This window comes from Mycolicibacterium sp. ND9-15 (assembly GCF_035918395.1).
Classification (GTDB): Bacteria; Actinomycetota; Actinomycetes; order Mycobacteriales; family Mycobacteriaceae; genus Mycobacterium.
Genome location: NZ_CP142362.1, coordinates 2,125,687 through 2,151,944, shown reverse-complemented (window position 1 = coordinate 2,151,944; position 26,258 = coordinate 2,125,687). Strand labels below are relative to the sequence as shown.

Here is a 26,258-nt window from a genome sequence, read left to right as displayed (position 1 = left end):
GTGTGATGTGTCAGCAGATTTTCGTCGAAGCGCTGCGGCAAGTCGAGCAGGAAAGCCGCGACGCGCGGGTGACACCGATCATCCGGCGCCTCACCGCGCCGATACGGGTCGCGGTGCGCGGCCGCGACGGGGTCGGTCGTGCCACCGTGGCCGCTGCGCTGACGGCCGCGAGGGTTTCGGTGTCACCCGGGCCGGCCGCCGACATCGACGTGCTGGTGATCGCGGAAGCACTCAAACCCGAGGACCGGGCGCTGATCGGAGGCTCGGGCCGGCCGGCGGTCGTCGTCCTGAACAAGGCCGACCTCACCGGCTTCGGCGCGGGCGGGCCGGTGGCGCTGGCCCACCAGCGGGCCGCGCGCTGCCGGGGGCTGACCGGACTCCCGACGGTGCCGATGATCGCGCTGCTGGCCGATGTGGTGATGACCGATGACCTCCTGGGTGCGCTGCACATCCTGCGCACCCAGCCCGCCGACCTGACGTCGACCGACGCGTTCACCGAAGCGCCGCACCCGCTGCCACGGGAGTTGCGTGAACGCCTGCTGGGAGTGCTCGACCGGTTCGGCATCGCCCATGCGGTGCTCGCGCTCGACCGGGGTGTGAGCGCCGATTCGTTGCAGAACCACTTGAGGCAGCTCAGCCGGCTCGACCGGGTCGTCGAGCACATCCACGCGGCCGGCGCACCGCTGCGGTACCAGCGCTTGCGGGTCGCGGTACGCCAATTACGTGCGCTCGCAGCACAATCGAACGAATCACGGTTGACCGACCTGCTGGTGACCGACGACAGCGTGCTGGCAATGATGACCGCGGCGGTCGATGTCGTCGAGGCGGCGGGCGTGACCGTCGACCGTGACGACGGCCCGGCCGCCCACCTGGGCCGCGCCGTGCACTGGCAGCGGTACGGCAGCGGTCCGGTCGACAGGCTCCACCGCGCCTGCGCCGCCGACATCAGCCGCGGTTCTCTGCGCCTGCTCGAGCGGTCGCGGTGAGGGCGGACGTGGCGAGCACCGATCCGCTCGCTTCGGCCGATGCGGTTGTCGCGGCCGTCGAACCGGGGCTGGCACCACCGGCGGTGCGGTCCCGCGATGTCGTACTCGTCACCGGTCCGTGGCTGGCGGGCACGACCAGCGTGGCCGCGGCGCTGCGCGAGCGCATGCCCGAACACACCTTCGTCGAGGCGGAGGAGCTTGACCAGGGCGATGCGCCCGCCGCGGTGGTGTTCGTGGTCTCAGCGGTGGCGCCGTTGACTGAATCCGACTGTCAACTCCTCGATCTGGCCACGCGGCATACCGACCTGGTGGTCGGCGTGGTCTCCAAGATCGACACGCACCGGAACTGGCGCGACGTACTGGCCGCCGATCGCGCGGTGCTGGCCGACCGGTCGCCCCGCTACGCCCACGTACCGTGGGTGGGTACTGCCGCAGCGCCCGATCTGGGGGAGCCAAGCGTCGACGAACTCGTGGGCCTGCTCCGGCAGCGGTTGGCCAGTCCGGAGCTCGGCCGACGAAATCGGCTGCGGGCGTGGGAAACCCGGCTCGAGTCGGCAATCGGACAGTTTCGTGCCGAAGGCGAGGGTTCGGATCGTCGGGCCCGCGTCGCGGCGCTGCAGAGGAGCCGTGACGACGTCGTCCGGCACCGCCGGCTGTCGAAGTCCGAACGCGTAGTCGCCCTGCGCAGCCAGACCCAACAGGCCCGTATCCAGCTCGGCCATTTCGCGCGCAACCGGTGTACGTCGGTGCGGACCGAACTCGCCGAGGACGCGTCGCAGCTGCCACGCAGCCGGCTCGGTGGCTTCGAGTCGCAGGTGCGTGACCGGGTCGACGAGGTCGTCGCGGAGGTCGAGGACGGCGTCACCGCCCAGCTGACCGACGCGGCGGCGCACCTCGGCCTGACCGTCCCGCCGGTCCCGGCGGCGCCCGCCGGTCCGGAGATCGCGTCGCCGGCTCTGAAGTCACGACGGCTGGAGACGCAGTTGACGATGATCCTCGGCGCCGGCTTCGGGTTTACCGTGGCGCTCGCGGTTTCGCGCTTGTTCACCGACTCGGCGTCCGGCCCGACCATCGCCGGCCTGGTGACGGGCGGGCTGGTGGGGCTGGCGTTGACGGTGTGGGTGGTGGGGATTCGCGGAGTCCTGCAGGACCGGGCGGTGCTGGACCGCTGGGTCACCGACGTCGTCGCCACGCTGAGGTCGGCGCTCGAGGAACGGGTCGCGACGCGGGTGCTGGCCGCCGAGAGCGCGCTGACATCGGAGTTGAGCGTGCGCGACGAACGCGAGGCCGTCGCGGCTGCGCAGCGGCTGGCCGAAATCGACGCCGAACTGCGCGAGCACGCGGCGCAAACCGCGCGGGCAGCGGTGGTGCGGGACCAGCGGCTGCCGTCGCTGCAGCGGGCGCTGGACGCGGTGCGGGCCGAGTTATCCGCGGCGCGGCCGGCCGAAAGTGCCGAATTCTCTGATTGACGCGCGTCAACACCCGGTACCCGATCCATGAAAGCCCTGTGAAACAGCCTTCTGAATCGTTCTTGTGAGTGATCGGACACAGTCCCGGTTCGCCGCCGCGTTCTTACCCGCGATAACCTCGATATAGGGAAACCGCGGCGCCGCCTGTCCCCGTCTGGTGGCGCATACAGAGCCTCTGGCCTGGCAGCAACAGACACAGGAGATTTTCATGACCGCAGCGACCATCCCCGGTTTGGACACCGCACCGACAAAGCACAAGGGTCTGCTCGCCTGGGTACAAGAGGTCGCCGAGCTGACGCAGCCCGACCGCGTCGTGTTCACCGACGGCTCCGACGAAGAGAACGCCCGGCTGTGTGAGCAGCTGGTGGCGGCGGGCACGTTCACGAAGCTCAACGAGGACAAGAAGCCGAACTCGTACCTCGCGCTGTCCGATCCTTCCGACGTCGCACGCGTGGAATCGCGGACCTTCATCTGCACCGAGAAGGAAATCGACGCCGGCCCGACCAACAACTGGATGGATCCGGCCGAGATGCGCGGCATTCTGACGGACCTGTACCGCGGGTGTATGCGGGGGCGCACGATGTACGTCGTCCCGTTCTGCATGGGGCCGCTCGGTGCCGAGGATCCCAAGCTGGGCGTCGAGATCACCGACTCCGAATACGTCGTCGTGTCGATGCGGACGATGACCCGGATGGGCAAGGCCGCGCTGGACAAAATGGGCGACGACGGGTTCTTCGTCAAGGCGCTGCACTCGATCGGCGCCCCGCTGGAACCGGGTCAGAAGGACGTGCCCTGGCCGTGCAACGACACCAAGTACATCACCCACTTCCCGGAGACCCGCGAGATCATGAGCTACGGCTCGGGCTATGGCGGCAACGCACTGCTGGGCAAGAAGTGCTACTCGCTGCGGATCGCCTCGGCGATGGCCCACGACGAGGGTTGGCTGGCCGAGCACATGCTGATCCTCAAGCTCATCTCCCCGGAGAACAAGGCGTACTTCATCGCGGCGGCGTTCCCGTCGGCGTGCGGTAAGACCAACCTCGCGATGCTGCAGCCGACGATTCCGGGCTGGCGTGCCGAGACCATCGGCGACGACATCGCCTGGATGCGGTTCGGCAAGGACGGCCGCCTCTACGCCGTCAACCCCGAGTTCGGGTTCTTCGGCGTCGCGCCGGGCACCAACTGGAAGTCCAACCCGAACGCGATGAAGACCATCGAGGCCGGCAACACCGTCTTCACCAACGTCGCGCTGACCGACGACCACGACGTGTGGTGGGAGGGCCTCGAGGGCGAGCCCGATCACCTCATCGACTGGAAGGGCAACGACTGGATCCTTCGCGAGACGGAAAGCAAAGCCGCACATCCGAACTCGCGGTACTGCACCCCGATGTCGCAGTGCCCGACGCTCGCGCCCGAATGGGACGACCCGCAGGGTGTGCCGATCTCGGCGATCCTGTTCGGTGCGCGCCGCAAGACGACGGTGCCGCTGGTGACCCAGGCCCGCGACTGGCAGCACGGGGTGTTCATCGGTGCCACCATGGGCTCCGAGCAGACCGCCGCGGCCGAGGGCAAGGTCGGCACTGTGCGCCGCGACCCGATGGCGATGCTGCCGTTCCTCGGTTACAACGTCGGCGACTACTTCGCGCACTGGATCGACATCGGCAAGCAGTCCGACGAGTCGAAGATGCCGAAGATCTTCTTCGTCAACTGGTTCCGCCGCGGCGACGACGGCCGCTTCCTGTGGCCCGGCTTCGGTGAGAACAGCCGCGTGATGAAGTGGATCATCGACCGGATCGAAGGGCGCGCGAACGGGCGCACCACGCCGATCGGCACCGTGCCCACCGCCGGGGACCTCGATCTCGATGGCCTCGACGTCGACGCCGCCGACGTGGACCTCGCGCTGGAGGTCAACGTCGACGAGTGGCGTCAGGAGATCCCGCTGATCGAGGAGTGGTTCGAGTTCGTCGGCGAGAAGCTGCCCACCGGCATCAAGGACGAATTCGACGGGCTGAAGCACCGCCTCGAAGCGGAGTAACTTTCTGGCGCGAGCGTGCGTGTCTGCTTCGCGCCACGCCGAGAATACTGAGCACTTTACGCACGCTCGTGGCTGAGCGAGCGCGGCCGTCCGCCGAGACGGTAGTCGCCGGTCAAACGGATCGCCTCGCGTTGCTTACCGTGAGGCGAGCTCGGGCCTGATCGATCTGGTCGAATGTGTACGCGACCATTTCGGCCGTCGTCATCTGTCCGCCTGTGCGAGTGAGGGATTCGTAGGTCTCATCCCCCAGTGCGTCCTCTAGGTGGGTCGCTGCCGCCTCCAGTCCCGGATAGGCGGACCTGTTGAACGGTGAGTCGGCGAAGCCGCTGATCGTGGCGGCGGCTTCCCAGTGCCCGAGTTTGTCGAAAAGCGTGACCAGAGGGGCCAACGAGTTCTTGACAAGGAAGAAGTTGCCCGAGTCGTACTAGAAGCGGATGGACACCATCGCGTAATTCAGAGCATCGCCGGGCTCACCGCACATCGTCGCCAGAGCGGTCAACATGGCGGCGATGCTGGACTGGGTGTTACTGCTTCCGTTTTGCTGAGCGATCCGGAACCCGCGACGCAACGCCTCGTAGGCAACCGAGGGAGAACGCTCGCTGTGCGCGGTGCCGTATGCGAACAATGCCCACGCGGCAAGAGTCGGGTTGTCGGTGGCGTCACTCAACGCCAGCAGCTCGACTGACACCGCCGCCGCCTCGTCGACGGCGCCAGCCATCGTCAGCGCGAGCCTGAAGATCGCGCGGGTATGCATGTGGGCCTCCGGATGGCGCGCCATCACAATGCGGCACCAGTCCACCCACCGTTCAGTCTGTCCGATTGCGGCGTACGGGCTGGCGATCGCGGTGGGCCTTGATCGCCGTCTCCACGTCTGCAAGTTCCGCTCGGCGCCCGATGAAGCTGGTTACAGGTGGGCGCAAGTTACCCGGCGTCGAATCCAGTGTGTTCAGCGGTGGAAACTCCGCACGTAACCCTTCGGCTCGAAGCTGTGAAATGTCAACGGGTTTGGCAATGCCACGCAAGTGTCTCGGTCCCATAGGCACCAGATCGACATCACTGAGGAGTCCTGCGGTCGTACCGTCGAGCAGGATCTGACCGCCGTTGCCGGCAGACATCACCCGTGCCGCGCGATTGAGGACGGCGCCGAAGTAGTCGCCGTCGCGCAGTTCTGCCTCGCCGGTGGCGATGCCCATTCGCACGGGTAGTTCGAGGCTGCGTTGGGCAGTCACCGCCGCGTCGACGGCGTTTCGGGGCGAGGAGAACACCGCGCACACGCCGTCACCGCTGTGCTTGAACACCACGCCGTCAAGGGCTTCGATCGCATCCTTCAAAACGGCGTCGTGAGCCGCGAGCGCGGTCTGCATCGCGCGGGCATCGATATCCCACCGCCGGGTCGAGCCCTCAATGTCGGTGAACAAGAACGTGAGAACGCCCGACGGCAGGTCGGATGTCACTGTAAATCACCAGAACTCGCCAGATCAGCACACGCCCGGTCGATCTGCTCAAGAGCGTAGTCCGCGATCGAGGCATTGCTCATGTTCTTGCCGACGTCCGCGAGTGACTCGTAGGCGTGGTTGCCGAGCACCTCGCGAAGATGGGTTATGGCCGTGTCCAGTTCGGGGTAGTAGTCGCCGACGAAGGGCGATGTGCTGAACCCGCTCAGTGTGGCCGCCGCCTCGGAGTAGCCGAGGCGGTCGAGGTACGCGACGAGCACCGCCGTCGGTTGCGGCAGCAGGGAGTAATTGCCGGACGTGACGTAGTTGTGAATCGCCACGCCGAGAAGGTCGAACGCTTCGGAAGAATCTCCGTTCGCCACCGCCAGCCTGCATAGGTTCGACGCGAGATAGGTCTCGAGCAGTCGGTTGCCGCTCTTCTTCGCGATCTCCAGGCCGCGGCGGTTGGCCTCCAGTGCCGCAGCCTGATCGGTGTTCTGTCGGACCCAGGAGTACATGTTCAATGCCCAGCAGATCAAGGCCGGGTTGCCGGTGATCTCCTCGACCCTGCTCAGACTTTCTGACTCCGCCTGCGCCTCGTCAAGGCCATCGGCAATGCTCAGCGCGCTGACGAAGTAGCCGCGTGTGTAGATGTGCGGACCCGACTCGCGAGTGATCTTGTTGCGGCAGTAAGTGATCCAACGGTCGAGGTTGCCTTCCATGCCGAAGTGGCCGGCGAGTTCAGCGTCTATCTCGAACGGGATCGCGTCGTAGCGATCACGCTCGATCGCCGTCAATCCGGCCCTTGCGTACGCGAACCCCTCATCGATTCGGCCGCCCATCGCGCATCTGGCCGCCATTGCATACAGCTGTGCGAGCCTTCGGTGATCCACCGCCTTGGCGGGCCCGACCAGTTCCTCGGCCCACGCGACGGACTCCATCTGTTCGACCCAGAACCCGAGGATCGACGAATAAACGGCGATCGGGGCGGCGATATCGAGATTACCGTGGTCGGCGGCCCACCGGAACGCGGTGCGCAGATTCGGCAGTTCGAGAGCGAACCACGAATAAACCTCGCGCTGCCGCGGACCGTCCCACAGTGCGAGAACGTCGCTTTCTCGGTCGGCGAAGTAGCGGGCATGTGCTTCACGCGCCGCTTCAGCCTGGCCCGACACGACGAGCTGTTCCTCGCTGAATTGCCGGATAGTCTCCAGCATCGAGAATCGTGAATGCGCCGCGGATCTGTCGGCGACCAGAAGCGACTTCCGGGTTAGGGCGTCGAGCAGGTCCAGAGCGGCGAACTCGTCGTCGGAGCCCGCCACCGCGGACGCTTCCGCAACGTCGAACCCACCGGCGAACACCGAACACCTTGTCAGCATATCCTTTTCGCGATCGTCGAGTAGATCAAAGGACCACTGAACCGCATGGCGCAACGTCTGATGACGTTCCAGCCCGCGCCTGGAGCCGACCAGGAGCCGGAACCGGTCATCGAGTCGATCCCGTACATCGACGACGGTCATGGACTGCAGGCGCGAGGCGGCCAGCTCGATCGCCAATGGAATGCCATCCAGCCGTCGGCAGAGGTCGACCACCACCTCCACCTCAGCGGGCATCAGTGAAATGCCCGGTGCGACAGCGCAAGCGCGCTCCAAGAACAGCGCCACCGCCGCCGAGTCGGTGCCCGTACGCACATCCAGCGACGGCACCGGCCAGAGTTGCTCGTCGGGCAGACGCAGACCTTCACGACTGGTCGCCAGGACTTTCACCGTCGACGACTGCGTGAAGACCGTTTCGATCATCGCGGCTGCCGCATCCAAGACGTGTTCACAATTGTCGAACAGCAGAAGCCGGGAACGCCCTTCGAGCGCTGCAGCCACGCTTTCGGCGACGGTCAGTCCCGGCTGCTGCGCAATACCCAGGACGGCTGCAACCGCCTCGGGCACCGTGGCGGGATCGCTGACGGTCGCAAATTCGATCACCCACACACCGTCCGGGAAATCGTCAGTGGATAGAGCGGCCACCTCCAGGCTGAGCCGCGTCTTGCCGACTCCCCCGACGCCGGTCAAGGTCACCAGCCGATGCGCCTTCAAGGCCGCTTTCAGGTCGTCGAGTTCGTCCTCGCGCCCGACGATCTTTGTGGTGGGTGTGCGCAGGTTACCCAGCGTGCGGTCGAGTGTCCGCAATGGCGGGAATTCGGTACGTAGGCCGGGGGCAAGCACCTGGAAGACTTCCACCGTCTTGGTGATGTCACGTAAGCGCTTCGATCCGAGCGGTCTCAGCTCGATGTCGGCGAGAAGACCGGCGGTAGTGCCATCCAGCAGGACTTGTCCGCCGTGGCCGGCTGCCATCAAGCGTGCGGTGCGATTGAGCACCGCGCCGAAGTAGTCGCCGCCACGGCACTCCGCCTCACCGGTCGCAATACCCATCCGCACCGGCAAGCGTAGCTGCCGTTGCACAACCACCGCCGTGTCGACCGCGGCGCGCGGGGAAGAAAACGCCGCGCAGATGCCGTCGCCGGTGTGCTTGAACAGCCAGCCGTCGTGCGACTCGATGGCACCCCGCATCACCTCATCGTGCGCCGCCAACGCCGAGCGCATCGCCTCCGCGTCCGTCTCCCACCGGCGGGTAGACCCTTCGACATCGGTGAAGAGAAACGTCACAATGCCTGACGGAGCGGCGTGCATGGTCATCCGTTACTTGAACTCGCGAGCTTGGCGCGCGCCAGCGCGATCTGCTCCAGTGCGAACTGCACCGTGGCTGCGTTGCCCATCGCTGCGCCATCACGGGCCAACTCTTCGAACGTCGAATCGCCGAGGACTGAACGCAAGTGTTCGACGGCCGCGGCGAGTTCTGGGTACGCGTGCTCGGACATCGGAGTGGCCGCCCTACCGGCCAGCCGCGCAGCCGGCTCATACAGCTGCAGCTGATCAAAGAGGACCGTGAGGACCGCCAAGGGGCTGTCGATCAGCGAGAAACTGCCGGCGTCATAACGAATCTGAGTCGCAAGAGCCAAGTTGTCCAAGGCGTCGAGCGGCCGTGCCTGACGGACGGCGAGCATGGCGAGCGCGAGCGAGGTGAACGACACATTCTGTTTGCTTCCGCTGTCCTGTGCGATCTTCAGCGCCCGACTCTGCGCCGCGTAGGCGGCGGCCGGGTCGCTGTAGCGCCGCGCCACCCCGTATGCGAACAGTGCGAAGCTGGTCCGCTGCGGATTTCCCTCCGCCTCCGCCACCGCGGGCAAGTCCTCGGATTCCTCGATGGCTTCGTCGAGGTGATCCGAGATCGCAAGCGAGGCGACGAGTGCGCTTCTGGCGTAGACGTGAGTTCCGTTGTCGCGTGCAATAACTTTGCGGCATATTTCACTCCAGACCTCGGGGTCGCCGAGTGCGGCGTAGAAACCGCCCATCGTGCATTCGAAGTCGAATGGAACGGGCTCGTAGCGACCGCTGTCGAGCGCCGATAGAGCGGCCCGCGCATATACCGTTGCATCGTCGAATCGTCCGGTGGTGTAACACCACGTGGCGAACACATACAGCTGTGCCAACCGTGGATGGTCCGCCTCCTCTGCGGCAGGAAGGAGGGCCTCGCTCCACGAGAACGGCTCGTGGATTTCGGCGATCAGGCCGATCGAGGCCGAGGGGACGACGATGGCCGCGGCCGTGTCGAGGTCGTGTGCGTCTACCGCCCAACGAAACGCGGTGCGCAGGTTCGCCAGCTCGGTGTCTAACCAGGCGTAGGCCTCTCGTTGGCGCGGACCGTCCCACAGCGCGAGCACGTTGGATTCCTGCGCAGCGAAGTAGCGGGCATGCGCATCGCGTGCGGCATCGGCGGCCCCATCTGCGACGAGCTGGGCCTCGGCGAACCGACGGATCGTCTCCAGCATGGAGAACCGCGTCCGGCCCGCTGACCGGTGGGCCCCCAGGAGCGACTTCCGTACCAGGGCATGGAGCAGATCCAGCGTCGCCATATCGTCGTCGGATCCGCTCACGGCGCACGCGCCGGCGAGCTCGAATCCAGCTGCGAACACCGAACACCGATTGAGAAGTGATTTCTCGTTTGCGCCGAGTAGATCGTAGGACCACTGCACGGCTTGGCGAAGCGTCTGGTGCCGATCCAGACCTCGCCTCGATCCGACGAGCAGTCGGAATCTGTCGTCGAGGCGGTCGCGAATCTCGTCGACGGTCATGGATTGCATTCGCGAGGCGGCGAGTTCGATCGCCAGGGGGATTCCGTCGAGACGACCACAAATCTCGGTGATCACATCGTCATCGTCATCAAGGGCCACGCCGGGAGCCACCGCCAGCGCCCGCTCGGCGAACAACGTTGCGGCGCTTGACTGGATATCTAGCGGCGGGACAGGCCACAGCTGTTCTCCGGCCAGGCCCAAACCCTCGCGGCTCGTCGCGATCACTTTCACCGCCGTTGAGGCGGCGAGGATCCCCTCGATGATGTCGGCCGCCGCGTCCAGCACGTGCTCGCAGTTGTCGAAAAGTAAGAGCCGCGACCGACTCTCGAGCGCGAATGCGACGCTGTCCGTCACAGTCAGTCCGGGCTGTTGGACGATGCCGAGAGCAGCCGCCACCGCGTCGGGCACGGCCGTGGGGTCCCCGACTGCGGCCAAGTCGATCAACCATGCACCGTCGGGGAAGGACTCGGCCGAAATCGCCGCCAACTCGACCGCCAGGCGGGTCTTGCCCACCCCGCCGACGCCGGTCAGCGTCAGCAGTCGGTGACTTTTCAGCGTCGTTTCCAGTTCCGCCAGTTGCGCCTCGCGTCCGATCAGGTTGGTAGCCGGCGCCCTGAGATTTCCCGGCGTCTCTTCGAGATTCCGCAGCGAGGGGAATTGGGCACGCAGCCCGGGCGCAGAGACTTGGAGCACTTCTACGGGTTGTGCGATGTCACGCAACCGCCGAATTCCCAAGCCGATAAGGTCGATCCCGCGGACAAGACCCGCAGTGGTTCCGTCCAGCAGAACCTGACCACCGTGCCCGGCCGCCATCAGCCGCGCAGTGCGATTCAGCACCGCCCCGAGATAGTCGCCTTCACCGCACTCCGCCTCCCCGGTGGCGATCCCCATCCGCACGGGTAGTTCCAGGCTCCGTTGAGCGGCGATCGCCGCGTCGACTGCGGCTCCCGGCGATGCGAACGCGGCACAAACGCCGTCGCCTGTGTGCTTGAACAGCCAACCGCCGTACGACTCCACCGTGCGCCGCAACGTATCGTCATGGGCGGCCAGAGCGCGCCGCATTTCTCCGGCGTCAGCTTCCCAACGCCGGGTCGACCCCTCGATGTCGGTGAACAAGAACGTGACGACCCCGGTCGGCACCGCTTTCTGTCCGCCATTCATCCGGCCGCACCGCCTTTTCCTGCGGATTGATGGTAAGTCGGCGGACTCGGTAGCGGACGGATTCGACCACTTGACACCTGTCAACTCGACGCATCGTAGAGTCAGCCCATGCAGATCCGCGAACATGCCGAGGCCACGCCCGACAAGCCCGCCGTCATCATGCATCCCAGCGGCACCGTCGTGACGTTCGGTGAGCTCGAGGCGCGCGCCAACAGGTTGGCGCATCACTTCCGGCAGGCCGGCCTCGTCGAGGGCGACACCGTGGCGATGCTGATGGAGAACAACGAACACTTTCACGCCGTGATGTGGGCGGCGCGGCGCAGCGGTCTCTACTACGTGCCGATCAACACGCATCTGACCGCGGCCGAGGTGGCATACATCATCGACAACAGCAACGCCAAGGCGATCATCGGCTCGGCGGCACTGCGCAACACGCTCGAGGGCCTCGGTGGCGAGTTGCCCCGTGGTCTACCCGAGTTGCTGATCATCGCCGACGACGGCCTCGAGGGCTGGCAGCGCTATCCCGAATGTGTTGCCCAACATGCCTATACACCGATCGCCGACGAGGTCGAGGGCGACCTGCTGCAGTACTCGTCGGGCACCACCGGTCGGCCCAAAGGCATCAAGCGCGAACTGCCACATCTTTCGCCCGCGGAGGCGCCCGGATTGATGACCATGCTCGTATCCGTGTGGATGCAGCCGAATTCGGTGTATCTGAGCCCGGCACCGCTCTACCACACGGCACCGTCGGTGTGGTCGATGACCGTGCAGGCTGCCGGATACACGACCGTCGTGATGGAGAAGTTCGACCCCGAAGGCGCGCTGGACGCCATTCAGCGTTACGGCGTCACGCACGGCCAGTTCGTCCCGGTGATGTTCACCCGGATGCTCAAACTGCCCGAGGCCGTGCGTAGTTCGTACGACGTGTCCAGCCTCGAGCGGGTAATCCACGCCGCGGCGCCGTGCCCCGTCCAGATCAAGAAGCAGATGATCGACTGGTGGGGGCCGATCATCGACGAGTACTACGCCTCCTCCGAGGCGCACGGGTCGACGCTGATCAGCGCCGAGGACTGGCTGGCTCATCCCGGTTCCGTCGGCAAGGCGATGACCGGCACCCTCCACATCTGCGACGAGGACGGCAACGAACTGCCTCCCGGTGAGCCGGGTGAAATCTACTTCGAGGGCGGAACGGCGTTCGAGTACCTCAACGATCCCGACAAGACCGCGCAGTCGCGCCACGGCCGCGGCTGGACGACGGTCGGCGACATCGGCTATGTCGATGAGGAAGGCTTTCTGTACCTCACCGACCGCAGGCACCACATGATCATCTCGGGCGGTGTGAATATCTACCCACAGGAAGCCGAGAATATGTTGGTGACGCACCCGAAGGTGTTGGACGCGGCGGTGTTCGGTGTTCCCGACGACGAAATGGGGCAGCGGGTCCACGGTGTGGTGCAAACCGTGGATCCTGCCGATGCTGCCCCCGAGTTCGGTGAGGAGCTGATCGGGTGGCTGCGGGATCGACTGGCGCACTACAAATGTCCGCGGTCGATCTCCTTCCAGGAGCAGCTGCCGCGCACCGACACCGGCAAGCTGTACAAGCAAGAACTGATCGAGAAGCATTCGTGACGCAAGTCGAGTTGGCAGCGGGCATCGTCATCGCGGTTGAATCGCCAACCGACGACGCCACTTTCACGCTGAGCGCCGACGACGCCGACGACCGGCGGGTGATCACCGTCGCGTCGGTGTCCGACGCGCTCGACGAACTTCGGGAGCGGTGTGCCCGATGGCCGCACGCCGCGGGCATCTGCGACGACGTTCTGCGCGCCGTCGACCCAGCCGCGCCGGCGTTCGCCGGCGTCATCACCGAGTCGCTGGCGTACTCGACCCTGCAGTCGGGTCCGGAGTTCGTCCGCTGGCATGCCGAACGGGGTCCCGCGCAGGTTCCCGAGATCGCCGATCCTGTCGTGGCCGAACGGGACGAGGGCACTCTGTATGTGAGGTTCAACCGCCCGGCCCGGCACAACGCATTCTCCACCGATGCGCGCGCCGCGCTGCTGGATGCGCTGGAGGTGGCACGGCTCGACCCGTCGGTCACCGAGGTGATCCTGTCGGGCAACGGCCCGTCGTTCTGCAGCGGCGGCGATCTCGCCGAGTTCGGTAGCTTCGTCGACCCGGTCAGCGCGCACTTCGCCCGCACGCGCCACAGCCCGGCGCTGGTGCTCGCCGAACTGAGCGCCAGGCTGGGGGAGCGGTGCCGCGCGGCGGTGCACGGTCAGGTGCTGGGAAGCGGATTGGAGATGGCAGCGTTCTGCGGGCACATTCAGTCGAGCGCCGACGCCGTCTTCGGGCTTCCCGAGCTCGGCCTCGGGTTGATTCCGGGCGCTGGCGGCACCGTCAGCGTCACCCGCCGCATCGGCCGGTGGCGGACGGCGTATCTGGTGTTGTCCGGCGAGACCATCGACCCGCCAACCGCGCTGCGGTGGGGCCTCATCGACGCGATCGCGTGATTTCGGTGCGCTACAAACCGCCCAGCGATCTGTAGCGCGCCGAAACCCCCTGAATCAGATGCCGCCCCGCGCCACCAGCTGCGCGGCGATGACGTTGCGCTGAATCTCGTTGGTGCCTTCGCCGACGATCATCAGCGGCGCGTCGCGGAAATACCGTTCGACGTCGTACTCCGTGGAATAGCCGTAGCCGCCGTGAATACGGACCGCGTCGAGCGCGATCTCCATCGCGACCTCGGAGGCGAACAGCTTCGCCATCCCCGCCTCCATATCGCAGCGCTCGCCGCTGTCGTAGCGCTCGGCGGCGTAGCGCGTCAGTTGGCGCGCGGCGGTCAGCTTGGTCGCCATGTCGGCCAGGTAGTTGCCGACGGACTGGTGCTTCCAGATCGGCTGGCCGAAGCTTTCGCGCTCCTGGGCATAGCGCAGTGCGTCCTCCAAGGCGGCAGTCGCCACCCCCAGTGCCCGTGAGGCCACCTGAATACGGCCTGTCTCAAGGCCTTTCATCATCTGCGCGAAGCCCTTGCCCGGTTCGCCGCCGAGAATCGCCGATGCGGGCACGCGGCAGTCCTCGAACGCCAGCTCGCACGATTCGACGCCCTTGTAGCCCAGCTTCGGCAGATCACGCGACACCGACAAGCCGGTCGTACCCTGCTCGACGAGCACCACCGAGATGCCCTTGTGCCGCGGCGTGGCCGCAGGATCGGTCTTGCACAACAGCGCGATCAACCCCGACCGCCGCGCATTCGAGATCCACGTCTTCGACCCGTTGATCGCCAGGCCACCGCCTTCAGACGGCAACGCGGTCGTCGACATGTTCTGCAGATCCGATCCGCCGCCCGGTTCGGTCAGCGCCATCGTGGCGCGCACTTCCCCGGTGGCCATCGCCGGCAGGTAGCGCCGCTTCTGGTCCTCCGTGCCGAACAGCACGAGCAACTTGGCGACCACGGTGTGCCCGCCCATCGCCCCGGCCAGGCTCATCCAGCCGCGCGAGAGCTCCTGGGTCACCTCGACATAGCAGGGCATCGACACGGGTGAACCGCCGTACTCCTCGGGGATCGCCAGACCGTAGATGCCGATCTGCTTCATCTGCTCGATCCACGCCTCGGGATATTCGTCGGCGTGTTCGACGTCACGCACGCGGGGCTTGACCTCGCGGTCCACGAACGCCCGGACGGTGGCGACCAGCATGGTTTCTTCGGCATCCATACGGACAGTTTGTACGATCGGATTTCGTGACCGGTCCCTACTTCGACGAGCTGCAAGTGGGGCAGGTCTTCGACACCGCACCCTCGATGACATTGACCGCAGGCGCGGCGGCCGTGCACCAGTCGATCGTCGGGGATCGCCTCCGCCTCGCACTGGACGGTGAGCTCGCGATGGCCGTCACCGGGGCGACCGGCCCGCTGGCGCACCCGGCGTTGGTGTGCGATGTGGCGATCGGCCAGACCACCCTGGTGACTCAACGGGTCAAGGCCAACCTGTTCTACCGGGGACTGGTCTTTCACCGGTTCCCTGTCATCGGCGACACGCTGTTCACCCGAACCGAAGTGGTCGGACTGAAAGAGAACTCGGCCAGGCCTGGGCGTGCGCGGGCCGGTTTGGCGGCCTTGCGGATGACCACCGTCGACCAACTCGGCCGCCTGGTGCTCGACTTCCACCGGTGCGCGATGCTGCCGCTGCGCGAGGGAGCCGGCGGCACCGGCCACGCCGACGACCTGGCGGCGATCGGGGTCGAGAGCCTGCCCACGCCCGACCCGACCGCGGGCTGGGACGCCGAGGCCTACCGCGCCAACGTCCAAGGCGCCGAGTTCGACGCGGGGCTCGCTGGCACAGTGCTGCACAGCACCGCCGACGTGGTGAGCAGCGCCGCCGAGCTGGCCCGGCTGACCTTGAACATCGCTGCGACGCATCACGATTGGCGGGTCAACGAGCAGAGGTTGGTGTACGGCGGGCACACCATCGGGCTGGCGCTGGCCCAGGCGACCCGGTTGCTGCCCAACCTCGTGACGGTGCTGGGCTGGCAGTCCTGTGACCACACCGGGCCGGTGTACGAAGGGGACACCCTCTACAGCGAGTTGCATGTCGAGCGCGCGGAGCCGCTGCCGGACGGCCGCGGCGTGCTGACGCTGCGGTCGCTGGTGTACGCGGTCGGTCAGCCGGACCGCGAGGTGCTCGACTGGCGGTTCAACGCGCTGCAGTTCTGAGCGGTTCCCACCCCGCGGTCCTCCCGCTTTCACAGAAGTCGACAATGGAGAACGTGGCGTCGTCGTGGTTGACCGTCCCCAGCGCCGCGCTCGAACGGGCGCGGCGGCTCGCAGACGCCTTCGAGACGTTCACCGGCGTCCCGGTCGACGCCGCCGAGTTGGTCGGGGGGCGCGCCGCGCTGTTGGGCTTGTCACCAGACGGGCGCGTGTCGGCGGGCGGTGCGACGCGCCTTCTGCAGAGCCGCGACGGCTGGTGTGCGCTCACGCTGGCGCGGCCCGAGGATATTGCCGCCGTCCCCGCGCTCGTGGCCGCCGACAGGGTGGACGAGCCCTGGCCGGCCGTGCAGGACTGGGTCGCGGGTAACGACGCCGTCGATGTGGCCGAGCGCGCCCGTCTGCTTGGGCTGCCGGTCGCTGCGCTCGCCGAGACACCCGCCGAGCCGTCGCGGGTGTACCCCTTCGGCGCGGGCACCGCGACACGCGGGCCGGCGGGCCTGCTGGTCGCCGACCTGTCCGCGATGTGGGCGGGCCCGCTGTGTGGGCAGTTGCTGTCACGGGCGGGCGCGATCGTGGTGAAGGTCGAGAGCGCCGCCCGGCCCGACGGCGCGCGCCGCGGACCCCAACCGTTCTTCGACTGGATGAACACCGGAAAACTCTCCTACGAAGTAGATTTCGATGAGCCCGCCGGACTGCGCGCGCTGCTCACCGCCGCCGATGTGGTGATCGAGTCGTCGCGGCCCGCCGCATTGATTCGCCGGGGGTTGGCGCCGACGGACATACCGCCGCGGGACGGCCGGGTGTGGCTGCGTGTCACCGGCCACGGCACCGACGGCGACCGCGCGAACTGGGTGGCCTTCGGCGACGACGCGGCCGTGTCGGGCGGCCTTGTTTGTGGCGCTCCCGATGATCCGGCGTTCTGCGGCGACGCGATCGCCGACCCGCTGACGGGTCTGGAGGCGGCGTTGGCCGTGGTGCAGTCGTTGCGCAGCGGCGGCGGCGAGTTGATCGAGATGTCGATGGCCGCCGTGGCCGCCACCTATGCCGAGTTGCCGCGCGAGGACCAATCCCCCTGCGCCATAACCCCGCAACCATCACAACCGGCGGCACCGCTCGGCGCGGACAACGAGGAAGTCGAGGAACTGATCCGACAGCGACGGTTCGTGCCTTGTTGATTGCGCGGGCGACTCTGCTCGACGGCGCAGGCGTCGACATCCGTGTCGCAGAACAGATCACTGCCGTCGAACAGACTCTCGCACCGCTTCCCGGTGAGCAGGTCTACGACGCCGCCGGCCGGACCGTCATCCCTGGCCTGCACGATCATCACGTCCATCTGCTGTCCGCCGCCGCGGCTCTGAGGTCGGCGCGGGTCGGTCCGGCGGAGGTGCGCAACCGGGCGGAGCTCGCCCGGGTGCTCGCGACGGCGCACGTCGGCGCCGACGGCTGGGTCAGGGCGGTGGGTTACCACGAGGCGGCCGCGGGGCGGCTCGACCGCGACGTGCTGGACGAGGTGTCGCCGCCGGTGCCGGTGCGCGTACAGCATCGCAGCGGTGTGCTGTGGACGCTGAACTCGGCCGGCCTGGCACGCGTCGGGATGGTCGATCATCCCGACGGACGGTTACGCAGCGCCGACCGATCCTGGTCGGATACGTTGCAGCGCAACGACACCGGACTGGCCGAGGTGAGCGCGAGGCTCAGCGGCTTCGGTGTCACCGGCGTCACCGACGCGACACCGGACCTCGAAGTCGGCGACATCGTCAGGCTTCTGGAGTCACATCGCACCAGAGGGGTGCGGCAGCGTATCCACTGCCTGGCGCCCGGTAAGCGGATTTTGCACGACCTCGACCTCGACCTCGACGAGCTCACCGCGTGGATCTGCGAACGGCACGCGGACGGTGCGCCCGTCGCCGTGCATTGTGTGACCGCCGCACAACTCGTCATCACGCTTTCGGCGCTGCGCGCAACTGGAACACACCCCAAAGACCGCATCGAGCACGCCTCCGTGGTCCCCGACGAGAGCCTCGCGGCCCTCGCCGAAAGCGGGGTGACCGTGGTGACGCAGCCCAACTTCGTCGCCGAGCGCGGGGATCAGTACCTCGCGGACGTGCCCGCCGCCGAACACCACGAGCTGTGGCGGGTCGCTTCTCTGGTCCAGGCGGGGGTGCCTATCGCGCTGTCGACCGATATGCCGTTCGGCGCCGGCGACCCGTGGGCGACCGTCCGTGCCGCGGTTCACCGCGTCACGGGCAATGGCACGGTGCTGGGCGCCGACGAACGCATCGCGGCCCCGGAGGCGCTGAGCATGTTCTTCGGCACGGGCGAGGATCCGTTGCGGCGCCGGGCCGTCGCGCCCGGCCAACCGGGCGATCTCGCGGTGCTGGCGCCACCAGCCGACGAAGCGGTCGAAACGCTGGCGTCCGACATGGTAGCCGCTACCGTGATCGCCGGCGAGGTCGTGTTCGAACGCGGGTGACTCAGGCCGCGGCGGGCGCCAGCGCTCGCTGCAGCATCGCGCACTGGCTGTCGAAGAACCGTTGCGAGACCGAAGCTTTCGGTGCGATACCGTCGAATCCGTGGAAGGCACCCTCGACGACCTCGACGTCGCACGGCACCCCCGCGGCCCTGAGTCGTTCGGCGTAGGCGAGGTCTTCGTCGTGGAAGAGGTCCAGTGTTCCCACCCCGATCCAGGCCGGCGGGAGGTTGGCGAGGTTCGCCCGGCGGGCGGGCACCGCCACTGCGGGGTCGGCGTCGCCGAGATAGACCGACCAGCCGAACTTGTTGCTCGACCTGTTCCACAGGCGATGTCCGGGCTTGTCGAGATCACGGCGATCGACGGTGCGGTCATCGAGCATCGGATAGACCAGCAACTGGGCGGCCAACGCCACGTCGCCACGATCGAGCGCCACCTGCGCCAGCGATGCCGCCAAGCCGCCGCCCGCACTGGCTCCGCCGATCGCGACGCGATCAGGATCCACCGTCGGCAGCGCCGCCAGCCAGGTCAAGGCCGAATAGCAGTCGTCGATCGCCGCTGGGTACGCATGCTCGGGCGCCAACCGGTAGTCGACAGAGGCGACCGTGACGCCGAGGCGCCGTACTAACCGCCGGCACAGTTGGTCGTCCTGCCCGGGGTGCCCGATGACGAAACCCCCGCCGTGAATCCACAGAAGCGCGGGACCCTGGCCCGTGTGACCGGTGGGCCGGTACAACCAAACGTCGACACCCGAAGGCAAGGTCAGCGCCTCCACGTCGCGAGGAACCCGCCGCCACATCCGCCGTGTGATCATTCGGACTATGGGCAGCGTCACGGGGGTGATCACCTGCTTGGGAGCGAGGCTGGCGGCGCGGCGCAGATCGGGATGGAAGTGACTCGGCGGCATCCGACAAGTATTACCTGACCGGCGTCGGCCGACGCCGTCCATTGTTTACACAATGCGAATTGTATAAACTCGTGCTGTCGTTACGGTGGCAGGAGAAGCGGATGCACACGTTGGCACTGGATGTCGCCCTGGAGCGAGAGCATCACGAAATCGACCGCGCCATCGAAACCTTTGTCGAGGGCCTTCCGGATGGCAGCGCGCGACCCGACCTGCTCATTGCGGCGCTCGAAACGCTGCGTCGCCACATCTATCTCGAAGAGAGCATGCTGTTTCCGCCGATCCGCGAGGCCGGGATGACGATGCCGATCTTCGTGATGATGCGGGAGCACGGCGAACTGTGGCGAACCATGGACGCCCTGGCAACCCTGCTCGCCGGTGATGCCGACATCGGCTCACTCGAGGACGCATGCGGTCTGCTGCTGGCTCAACTGCACCAGCACAATTCCAAAGAGGAACCGATCGTCTACTCCCACATCGACACCGATCTCCCCGCGCAGGCCCGCGCAGAGCTGTCCCGGTTCCTGGAGACGGGTCAGATGCCCGACGGATGGCTATGCCGGCACGCCGGGGAATGAGTGCCGATGGTGGTAATGGAGGAGGCATCATGCGCGTCGTAGTGGACCGAGACCGCTGTGAGGGAAATGCGCTCTGCGTGAAGTACGCGCCGGGGGTGTTCGAGCTCGACGACGACGACTACGCCGTAGTAATGGTCGACCCGGTGCCGCCCGAGCTGGAGGCGCACGCCGAGAAGGCCATCGCCGAGTGCCCGCGCGCGGCACTGTCCCGGAAGGACTGAGGGTGTGACGGCGGTGATTGCCGGGCGCCGCGAGGAGGTGCTGGCTACGCTGCGCGGCGCCGGCAGGCCGATGAGCATCAACGAGATCGCTGAGCAGCTGTCGATCCACCCCAACACCGCGCGTTTTCATCTCGAAGCACTGACCAAGCGGGGACGCGTCAACAGGGTCAAACCCAGCCGCACTAAACCGGGCCGACCACCTCTGATGTTCCGGGTGGCGACGGGCATGGACCCGGACGGTCCCCGTGACTACCGGATGTTGGCGCTCGTGCTGGCCGACGCCCTCGCGCGCCAGCGCGACCCGCAGGAGCGGGCGGTCACGGCCGGCCGCGAGTGGGCCAGAACCGCGGCCGTCGCCCATGACGCCGACGTCGTACGGGACCGCGAGCAGGCCGTCGACCGACTCACCGATCTGCTCGCCGAGTTGGGATTTGCTCCCGAAAGGCGTTCGGGTGATACCGAAATCGGCGAGATCGGACTGCACAATTGCCCGTTCCTCGAGGTGGCGGAGAGCCGCCGCGACGTGATCTGCCCCGTACATCTGGGCCTCATGCAAGGCGCATTGGCGGCCTGGGATGCGCCGGTCAACGTCGACGCCTTGATACCGTTCGCCGAACCGGGTCTCTGTACTGCCAATCTGAAACCGAGAGGGCGAGTTTCGTGACTGTCGCACATGCGATCGCAATCGCGGTCACCTTCTTGTGGCTGGGCATGGTGATCGCGATCTCCTTCGTCGAGGCCCCGCTGAAGTTCCGGGCACCGGGGGTTTCCCTACAGGTCGGCCTCGGTATCGGCCGACTGGTGTTCCGCGCGCTCAACAGCATCGAAGTCGCGCTGGCCCTGGTTCTGGTGATCGCCGTCGCGATCGAGCGGCCGTCGCCGACCGTCGTCATCGCGGTCGGCGTGGTCGTCGTCGCGTTGGCCGCTCAGCTGGTGGCGGTCCGGCCCGCACTGAACCGGCGCTCGGACGCCGTACTTTCGACACCGCCGGGGCAAGCGCCAGCGGGTCGGTCCCGCGTCCACTACGTCTACGTCGCGCTCGAAGCGGTGAAGGTCGTCGCGCTGATCGTCGGCGGAGTTGCCCTGCTGGCCTGACTATTTCAGCAGCGGGTCCCGCGGCAGACCCAGGATCCGTTCGGCGATCGTATTGCGTGTGATCTCCGAAGTCCCGCCCGCGATGGTCATCGCCCGGTTGCCGAGGTAGGCCTGCGTCAGCGTCGGGGCCTGCCCGACGACCGCCGCCGATCCCGCCAACTCCATGGCCAGTTCGGTCATCCGCTGGCCGGACTCGGCAACCAGCAGCTTGGTCACGTTGCCCTCGGGGCCCGGCTCCGAGCCCGCGATCGCCCGGGTCACCCGGCGCAGGTTCAGCAGGCGCAGCGTGTGCATCTCCGCGATGACCTCGCCTGCCCGCCGCACGTAGTTCGGCCGCGTCTCGGCGGGCGCGTTATCGAGCAGCTTGACCAGGTCCCCGGCGGTGAAACCGGTCGTTCCGCCGGAGCCGCCGCCGATCGAGATGCGCTCGTTACCCAGGGTCGCGCGGGCCACCAGCCAGCCCTTGTTCACGTCACCGACCACATCGGCGTCGGGTACGAAGACGTCGTCGAAGAAGACTTCGTTGAAATGCGCGTGGCCGGTAAGGCCCCGAAGCGGGTTCACCGTCACGCCAGGCGCTTTCATGTCGATCGCCATCATCGTCACGCCCGCGTGTTTGGGCGCGTCGGGATCGGTGCGGACCGTGGCCAAGCCCCACTGACACAGATGGGCCAGGCTGGTCCACACCTTCTGACCGGTCACCCGCCAGCCACCGTCGACCTTCTTCGCCGACGTCCGCACCGCCGCGGCGTCCGAGCCCGCCCCGGGTTCGGAGAACAGCTGGCACCACATCACCTCGCCGCGCAGCACCGGCTCGACCCATCGCTCGCGCTGGTCGTCAGTACCCGCCTGCGCGATGGTCAGCGTCACCCAGCCGGTGATGCCCATGTCCGGCCGCTCGATGTCGGCGAATTCCTCCTCGATGACCAACTGTTCGAGCACCTCGGCGGCGCGTCCCCACGGCCTGGGCCAGTGTGGCACCAGGTAACCGGAGTCGACGAGGAAGTCACGGCGCTTCTCTTCGGGCAGGGAGCGGAGCTTCGCGACCGCCTCACGTGCCTCCTCCCGGAACTGCTCGGCCTCAGGCGGCAGCGTGAACGAGGCGCCGTGCGCCCGCCCGCTGCGCTGCGCCTCCAGGATGTCGGTGAGCGGGTCACCGGCCTCGGCCGTCAACGCGGCGAGCGTGCGAGCACGCCTCAGATAGAGGTGGGCATCATGCTCCCAAGTGAAACCGATTCCGCCGTGCAGCTGAATATTGTTCTCCGCGTTGAAGATCTGTGTGCGGATCGCATGCGATGCTGCGACGGCGGCGGCGAACCACGCGCCGTCCAGATCGTCGGCGCGGGCGGCGTCCCACGTCGCGGCCGCCGTCTCCTCGGCGTTGACGAGCATGTTGGCGGCGTGGTGTTTGACTGCCTGAAAGGTGCCGATCGTGCGGCCGAACTGCTCACGCACCTTGGCGTACTCGACGGCCATCTCCATGCTCGCCCAGCTCACGCCAACCGCTTCGGCCGAGGCGAGAACGCGAAACACCGTACGCGCCTTGCGTGCTGCGCTACGCAGCACGCGACCCTCGGCAACCGTCACACCCTTCAGCTCGACGGAGCCGAGGCTGCGTGAGGTGTCCATCGGTTCGAGGGTGGTGATCGTGACGCCGTCGGCCGCGGCGTCGACCACGACTACGTCGTCGCCGGCGACGATGACCAGCACGTCCGCATCGGGCGCGCCCAACACCGCGGGGCTCGCACCGGTCACGACCAAATCGGAGCCGATCGTCACGCTGCCCGACACTGCGAGCGCGCCGACCGCGCTGCCGTCTGCCAGTCCCGGAAGAAGTTCGGCGCGAACCGAACCCGGCGCACAGCGGTCGATCACCGCCGCGGCGGCCACGCTCGGCAGGAAAGGGCCGGGACACAGTTCACGGCCCTGCGCTTCCAGCACCACCGCCAGTTCCGCAAGGCCGAACCCCGAACCGCCATGCTCCTCGGCGACGGCCAACCCGGTCCATCCGAGGTCCGCCGCGGCCGACCAGATCTCGGCGGGATGCGATGAGCCGCCGTCCAGTGTCGCGCGGGCGGCCGCCCGGCTGTTGACACGGTTGAGCTGGCCGAACGCCGCATCGGCCAGGTCGACGTGCTCTTCGGTGATGGCAAGCGCTGACTTACTCACAGTGGAAGTCCTCTTCGAAAAGGTTCACGGTCGCCAAGTCACGCTAGACGTCAGGCCCAGGTCACGGTATAGGAGACCCGGCCTGCTCCCAGACCCGGAAATGTCGCCGGTGGACACTTCAGCAAGTTGTCGTGCGCGCCGGGGCCACCGCGGTACAGTCGCGAAATGACGGTGCGACCGGACGCAAAGGATCCCGGCCCGACCTTGTCGGCGCGCGCGCGATGGTTGCTGAACGCCGGCCCGTCGGACTACATGCTGGCAATGAGCGTGGCGTCGGCTTCACTGCCGGTCATCGGAAAGCACCTCGAGCCGTTGGGCGCTGTCACTGCGATGGGTGTGTGGGGCTATCGCCACCTGCCCGACTTCCTGGGCGCGGCGGTGAAGTCGTGGCTCAGTTCGGGCGACGCCGAGCTGAGGCGGTCCGACCGCGACAGCACCAGTGCGGTCACCGAGGCCGCGCTCCGGGGTGTCGTCAACGCCAACGACCTCGCCATCGAATGGCCCGCGCCGGAGTCGGTGCCGCCGCTGTGGAAGGTACGCGAGCATCGACGCAGCGTGTACCGCACCTCGGTGCGGTACGGGCCGCGGGCCTCGCAACTGCTCGACGTGTGGCGACCCAAGGAGTTACCGGTCCTACCCGCGCCGGTGCTGATCTTCGTGCCGGGCGGGGCGTGGGTGCACGGCCGCCGTATCTTGCAGGGCTATGCGTTGATGTCCCACCTCGCCGAGAAGGGCTGGGTGTGCCTGTCCATCGACTACCGGGTGGCGCCGCATCACCGGTGGCCCGCGCACATCCACGACGTCAAGACCGCGATCGCCTGGGCCCGCGCCAATGTCGACAAGTTCGGCGGTGACCGCGAATTCGTGGCGGTCGCGGGCACTTCGGCGGGCGGGCACCTGGCGGCGCTGGCCGGCTTGACGCCCAACGACCCGGAGCTGCAGGCCGACTTGCCGGAGGGTTCGGACACCTCTGTCGACGCGGTGATCCCGATCTACGGCCGCTACTGCTGGGAGGATCGCTCGACCGTCGAACGGGTGCGGTTCGTCGAATTCCTGGAGCGTGTCGTCGTCGGACGCAAGGCCGCCGAACAGCCCGGCCTCTATCGCAAGGCATCCCCGATCGCGCAGGTGCATCCCGACGCGCCACCGTTTTTGGTCGTGCACGGCACCGGCGACAGCGTCATCCCGGTGGCGCAGGCCCGCGCCTTCGTCGAACGGCTGCGCAACGTGTCCCGGTCGGCGGTGAGCTACGTCGAGCTGCCGGGCGCCGGGCACGCGTTCGACATGACCGACGGCGCCAGGACCGGCTCGGCCACGACCGCAATCGGGTTGTTCCTGAACCAGATTCACCGCAACCGGACGCTGGTAGGGGCCAAAGAGGTTATCTAGGCACCTCCGGAGCGGATGGCGACGTGAAGAGGCTCAGCGGCTGGGACGCGATCCTGCTGTACACCGAAACTCCGACGGTGCACATGCACACCCTCAAGCTGGCGGTGATCGATCTCTCCGCGCTGGGCGACCGCACCTTCGGCATCGACGAGTTCCGCAGTGTCATTCACGGGAGGCTCTACAAACTCGACCCGTTCCGCTACGAGCTCGTCGACATCCCGTTCAAGTTCCACCACCCGATGTGGCGGCAGAACTGCGAGGTCGACCTCGATTACCACGTGCGGCCCTGGCGGGTGGAGAGCCCCGGCGGTCGTCGGCAACTCGACGAGGCGGTCGGCCGGATCGCCAGCACCCCGCTGGACCGGAGCAGGCCGCTGTGGGAGATGTACTTCATCGAGGGCCTGGCCAACGGCAGGATCGCTGTGCTGGGCAAGATCCACCACGCTCTCGCCGACGGGGTCGCGTCGGCGAATCTGCTTGCCCGCGGCATGGACCTGCAACACGGTCCGACGGCCGAGCGTGATTCGTACGCCACCGATCCGCCGCCGGGCAAAGGCGAGTTGATGCGAACCGCGTTCGCCGACCACATGCGCCAGATCGGCCGATTACCCGGCATCATGCGGTACACGGCGCAGGGCATCCAGCGGGTGCGCAAGAGCGCGAAGAAGCTCTCACCCGAACTCACCCGACCCTTCACGCCGCCGCCGTCCTTCATGAACCACCGTGTCGACGCGACGCGCAAATTCGCCACCGCCACGCTGGCGCTTGCCGACGTCAAAGAGACGGCAAAGCATTTGGGCGTCACGATCAACGACATGGTGCTGGCGATCTCCGCGGGCGCGCTACGTGAGCTGTCGCTGAAGTACGACGGGCACGCCGACCATCCGTTGTTGGCCTCCGTCCCAGTCAGTTTCGACTTCTCCCCGGACCGCATCTCCGGAAACTACTTCTCCGGCGTGATGATGACGGTGCCCATCCAGCTCGACGATCCGCTGCAGCGGGTACAGGCCGCGCACGAGGCCGCGGTGGACGCGAAGGAGACCCACCACCTCATGGGCCCGGAGCTGGTGAGTCGGTGGTCGGCGTATCTGCCGCAGGCGCCCGCCGAGCGACTGTTTCACTGGCTGGCCGAAAAGGACGGCCAGAACAAGGTGTTGAACCTGCCGATCTCCAATGTGCCGGGACCGCGTGAGCCCGGCCGGGTCGGCGGCGCGCTGGTCACCGAGATCTACTCCGTCGGCCCGCTCACGACCGGCAGCGGGTTGAACATCACGGTGTGGAGCTACGTCGACCAACTCAACATCTCGGTGCTGTCCGACGGGACTACGCTCGAGGACCCGCACGAGTTGACCGACGCGATGATCGATGCCTGCATCGAAATACGGCGCGCTGCAGGGCTTTCCGCTGAGCTGACGGTCGTCGAGAACGCTATGGCGCAATAGGACGACTGGCCT

At 67.1% G+C, this 26,258-nt stretch carries 21 protein-coding genes and 1 pseudogene; 14 read left to right on the top strand and 8 right to left on the bottom strand.

Annotation, left to right across the window (positions count from 1 at the left end; genetic code table 11):
- The first annotated feature begins 5 nt into the window (after nt 1-5).
- From QGN32_RS10495 to QGN32_RS10485, 3 genes are all read left to right on the top strand, one after another.
- The gene (locus tag QGN32_RS10495) at nt 6-986 is read left to right on the top strand and encodes a hypothetical protein (protein ID WP_326548496.1); all 981 of its coding nucleotides are present in this window, start codon (nt 6-8) and stop codon (nt 984-986) included.
- Nucleotides 983-2,455, top strand: a complete 1,473-nt coding sequence (locus QGN32_RS10490) for a hypothetical protein (protein ID WP_326548495.1) — start codon at nt 983-985, stop codon at nt 2,453-2,455. The genes QGN32_RS10495 and QGN32_RS10490 overlap by 4 nt, the downstream gene beginning before the upstream one ends.
- A gap of 208 nt (nt 2,456-2,663) precedes the next feature.
- On the top strand, nt 2,664-4,490 hold the full coding sequence (locus QGN32_RS10485) for a phosphoenolpyruvate carboxykinase (GTP) (RefSeq protein ID WP_326548494.1): 1,827 nt from the start codon (nt 2,664-2,666) through the stop codon (nt 4,488-4,490).
- Nucleotides 4,491-4,602: 112 nt separating this feature from the next.
- Here QGN32_RS10485 and QGN32_RS10480 read toward each other — a convergent pair whose 3' ends face one another.
- From QGN32_RS10480 to QGN32_RS10460, 5 genes and pseudogenes are all read right to left on the bottom strand, one after another.
- On the bottom strand, nt 4,603-4,878 hold the full coding sequence (locus tag QGN32_RS10480; protein ID WP_326548493.1) for a hypothetical protein: 276 nt from the start codon (nt 4,876-4,878) through the stop codon (nt 4,603-4,605).
- Nucleotides 4,879-4,914: 36 nt separating this feature from the next.
- Nucleotides 4,915-5,244: a hypothetical protein gene (locus QGN32_RS10475; RefSeq protein WP_326548492.1), complete on the bottom strand. Its 330-nt coding sequence runs from the start codon at nt 5,242-5,244 to the stop codon at nt 4,915-4,917.
- An 88-nt stretch (nt 5,245-5,332) separates the two neighbouring features.
- A pseudogene (locus QGN32_RS10470) lies at nt 5,333-5,944 on the bottom strand (adenylate/guanylate cyclase domain-containing protein); the annotation flags it as partial.
- A complete protein-coding gene (locus QGN32_RS10465) occupies nt 5,941-8,613 on the bottom strand; it encodes an ATP-binding protein (protein WP_326548490.1) in 2,673 nt (890 codons plus the stop codon). The pseudogene QGN32_RS10470 and the gene QGN32_RS10465, both read right to left, overlap by 4 nt.
- Nucleotides 8,610-11,270 carry an ATP-binding protein gene (locus QGN32_RS10460; protein WP_326548489.1) on the bottom strand — a complete coding sequence of 887 codons (2,661 nt, stop codon included), beginning with the start codon at nt 11,268-11,270 and terminating at the stop codon, nt 8,610-8,612. The genes QGN32_RS10465 and QGN32_RS10460 overlap by 4 nt, the downstream gene beginning before the upstream one ends.
- Nucleotides 11,271-11,378: 108 nt before the next feature.
- Here QGN32_RS10460 and fadD4 point away from each other — a divergent pair, with 108 nt between their 5' ends.
- Nucleotides 11,379-12,899, top strand: a complete 1,521-nt coding sequence (fadD4, locus tag QGN32_RS10455) for a fatty-acid--CoA ligase FadD4 (protein WP_326548488.1) — start codon at nt 11,379-11,381, stop codon at nt 12,897-12,899.
- Nucleotides 12,896-13,780, top strand: coding sequence for an enoyl-CoA hydratase/isomerase family protein (locus QGN32_RS10450; RefSeq protein WP_326548487.1), 885 nt, complete (start codon nt 12,896-12,898; stop codon nt 13,778-13,780). Before fadD4 ends, QGN32_RS10450 begins: the two co-directional genes overlap by 4 nt.
- A 54-nt stretch (nt 13,781-13,834) precedes the next feature.
- Here QGN32_RS10450 and QGN32_RS10445 read toward each other — a convergent pair whose 3' ends face one another.
- Nucleotides 13,835-14,983 carry an acyl-CoA dehydrogenase family protein gene (locus QGN32_RS10445; RefSeq protein WP_326548486.1) on the bottom strand — a complete coding sequence of 383 codons (1,149 nt, stop codon included), beginning with the start codon at nt 14,981-14,983 and terminating at the stop codon, nt 13,835-13,837.
- Nucleotides 14,984-15,069: 86 nt separating this feature from the next.
- Between QGN32_RS10445 and QGN32_RS10440 the strand changes: the two genes are divergently transcribed.
- The 3 genes from QGN32_RS10440 to QGN32_RS10430 are packed head-to-tail and all read left to right on the top strand — an operon-like array spanning nt 15,070 to nt 18,451.
- Entirely contained in the window at nt 15,070-15,981 is a 912-nt protein-coding gene (locus QGN32_RS10440) for a hotdog family protein (RefSeq protein WP_326549020.1), read from the top strand.
- Between the two features lie 44 nt (nt 15,982-16,025).
- Nucleotides 16,026-17,153, top strand: coding sequence for a CoA transferase (locus QGN32_RS10435; protein ID WP_326548485.1), 1,128 nt, complete (start codon nt 16,026-16,028; stop codon nt 17,151-17,153).
- Entirely contained in the window at nt 17,147-18,451 is a 1,305-nt protein-coding gene (locus QGN32_RS10430) for an amidohydrolase family protein (protein ID WP_326548484.1), read from the top strand. Before QGN32_RS10435 ends, QGN32_RS10430 begins: the two co-directional genes overlap by 7 nt.
- Nucleotide 18,452: 1 nt before the next feature.
- Here the strand turns inward: QGN32_RS10430 and QGN32_RS10425 are convergent, their stop codons facing one another.
- Entirely contained in the window at nt 18,453-19,355 is a 903-nt protein-coding gene (locus tag QGN32_RS10425) for an alpha/beta hydrolase (protein ID WP_326548483.1), read from the bottom strand.
- A 101-nt stretch (nt 19,356-19,456) separates the two neighbouring features.
- Between QGN32_RS10425 and QGN32_RS10420 the strand changes: the two genes are divergently transcribed.
- Genes QGN32_RS10420 through QGN32_RS10405 form a run of 4 tightly spaced genes read left to right on the top strand, consistent with a single transcriptional unit; the run spans nt 19,457 to nt 21,246 of the window.
- Nucleotides 19,457-19,930, top strand: a complete 474-nt coding sequence (locus QGN32_RS10420; protein WP_326549019.1) for a hemerythrin domain-containing protein — start codon at nt 19,457-19,459, stop codon at nt 19,928-19,930.
- A 29-nt stretch (nt 19,931-19,959) separates the two neighbouring features.
- Complete coding sequence (locus tag QGN32_RS10415) at nt 19,960-20,151, top strand: ferredoxin (RefSeq protein WP_326548482.1); 192 nt, start codon at nt 19,960-19,962, stop codon at nt 20,149-20,151.
- Between the two features lie 16 nt (nt 20,152-20,167).
- A complete protein-coding gene (locus QGN32_RS10410; protein ID WP_326549018.1) occupies nt 20,168-20,815 on the top strand; it encodes a helix-turn-helix transcriptional regulator in 648 nt (215 codons plus the stop codon).
- Nucleotides 20,812-21,246, top strand: coding sequence for a hypothetical protein (locus QGN32_RS10405; protein WP_326548481.1), 435 nt, complete (start codon nt 20,812-20,814; stop codon nt 21,244-21,246). Before QGN32_RS10410 ends, QGN32_RS10405 begins: the two co-directional genes overlap by 4 nt.
- Here QGN32_RS10405 and QGN32_RS10400 read toward each other — a convergent pair whose 3' ends face one another.
- A complete protein-coding gene (locus QGN32_RS10400) occupies nt 21,247-23,415 on the bottom strand; it encodes an acyl-CoA dehydrogenase family protein (RefSeq protein ID WP_326548480.1) in 2,169 nt (722 codons plus the stop codon).
- A 165-nt stretch (nt 23,416-23,580) separates the two neighbouring features.
- Between QGN32_RS10400 and QGN32_RS10395 the strand changes: the two genes are divergently transcribed.
- Nucleotides 23,581-24,804: an alpha/beta hydrolase fold domain-containing protein gene (locus QGN32_RS10395; protein WP_326548479.1), complete on the top strand. Its 1,224-nt coding sequence runs from the start codon at nt 23,581-23,583 to the stop codon at nt 24,802-24,804.
- Between the two features lie 23 nt (nt 24,805-24,827).
- Entirely contained in the window at nt 24,828-26,246 is a 1,419-nt protein-coding gene (locus tag QGN32_RS10390) for a WS/DGAT/MGAT family O-acyltransferase (RefSeq protein WP_326548478.1), read from the top strand.
- The last annotated feature ends 12 nt before the right edge of the window (nt 26,247-26,258 follow it).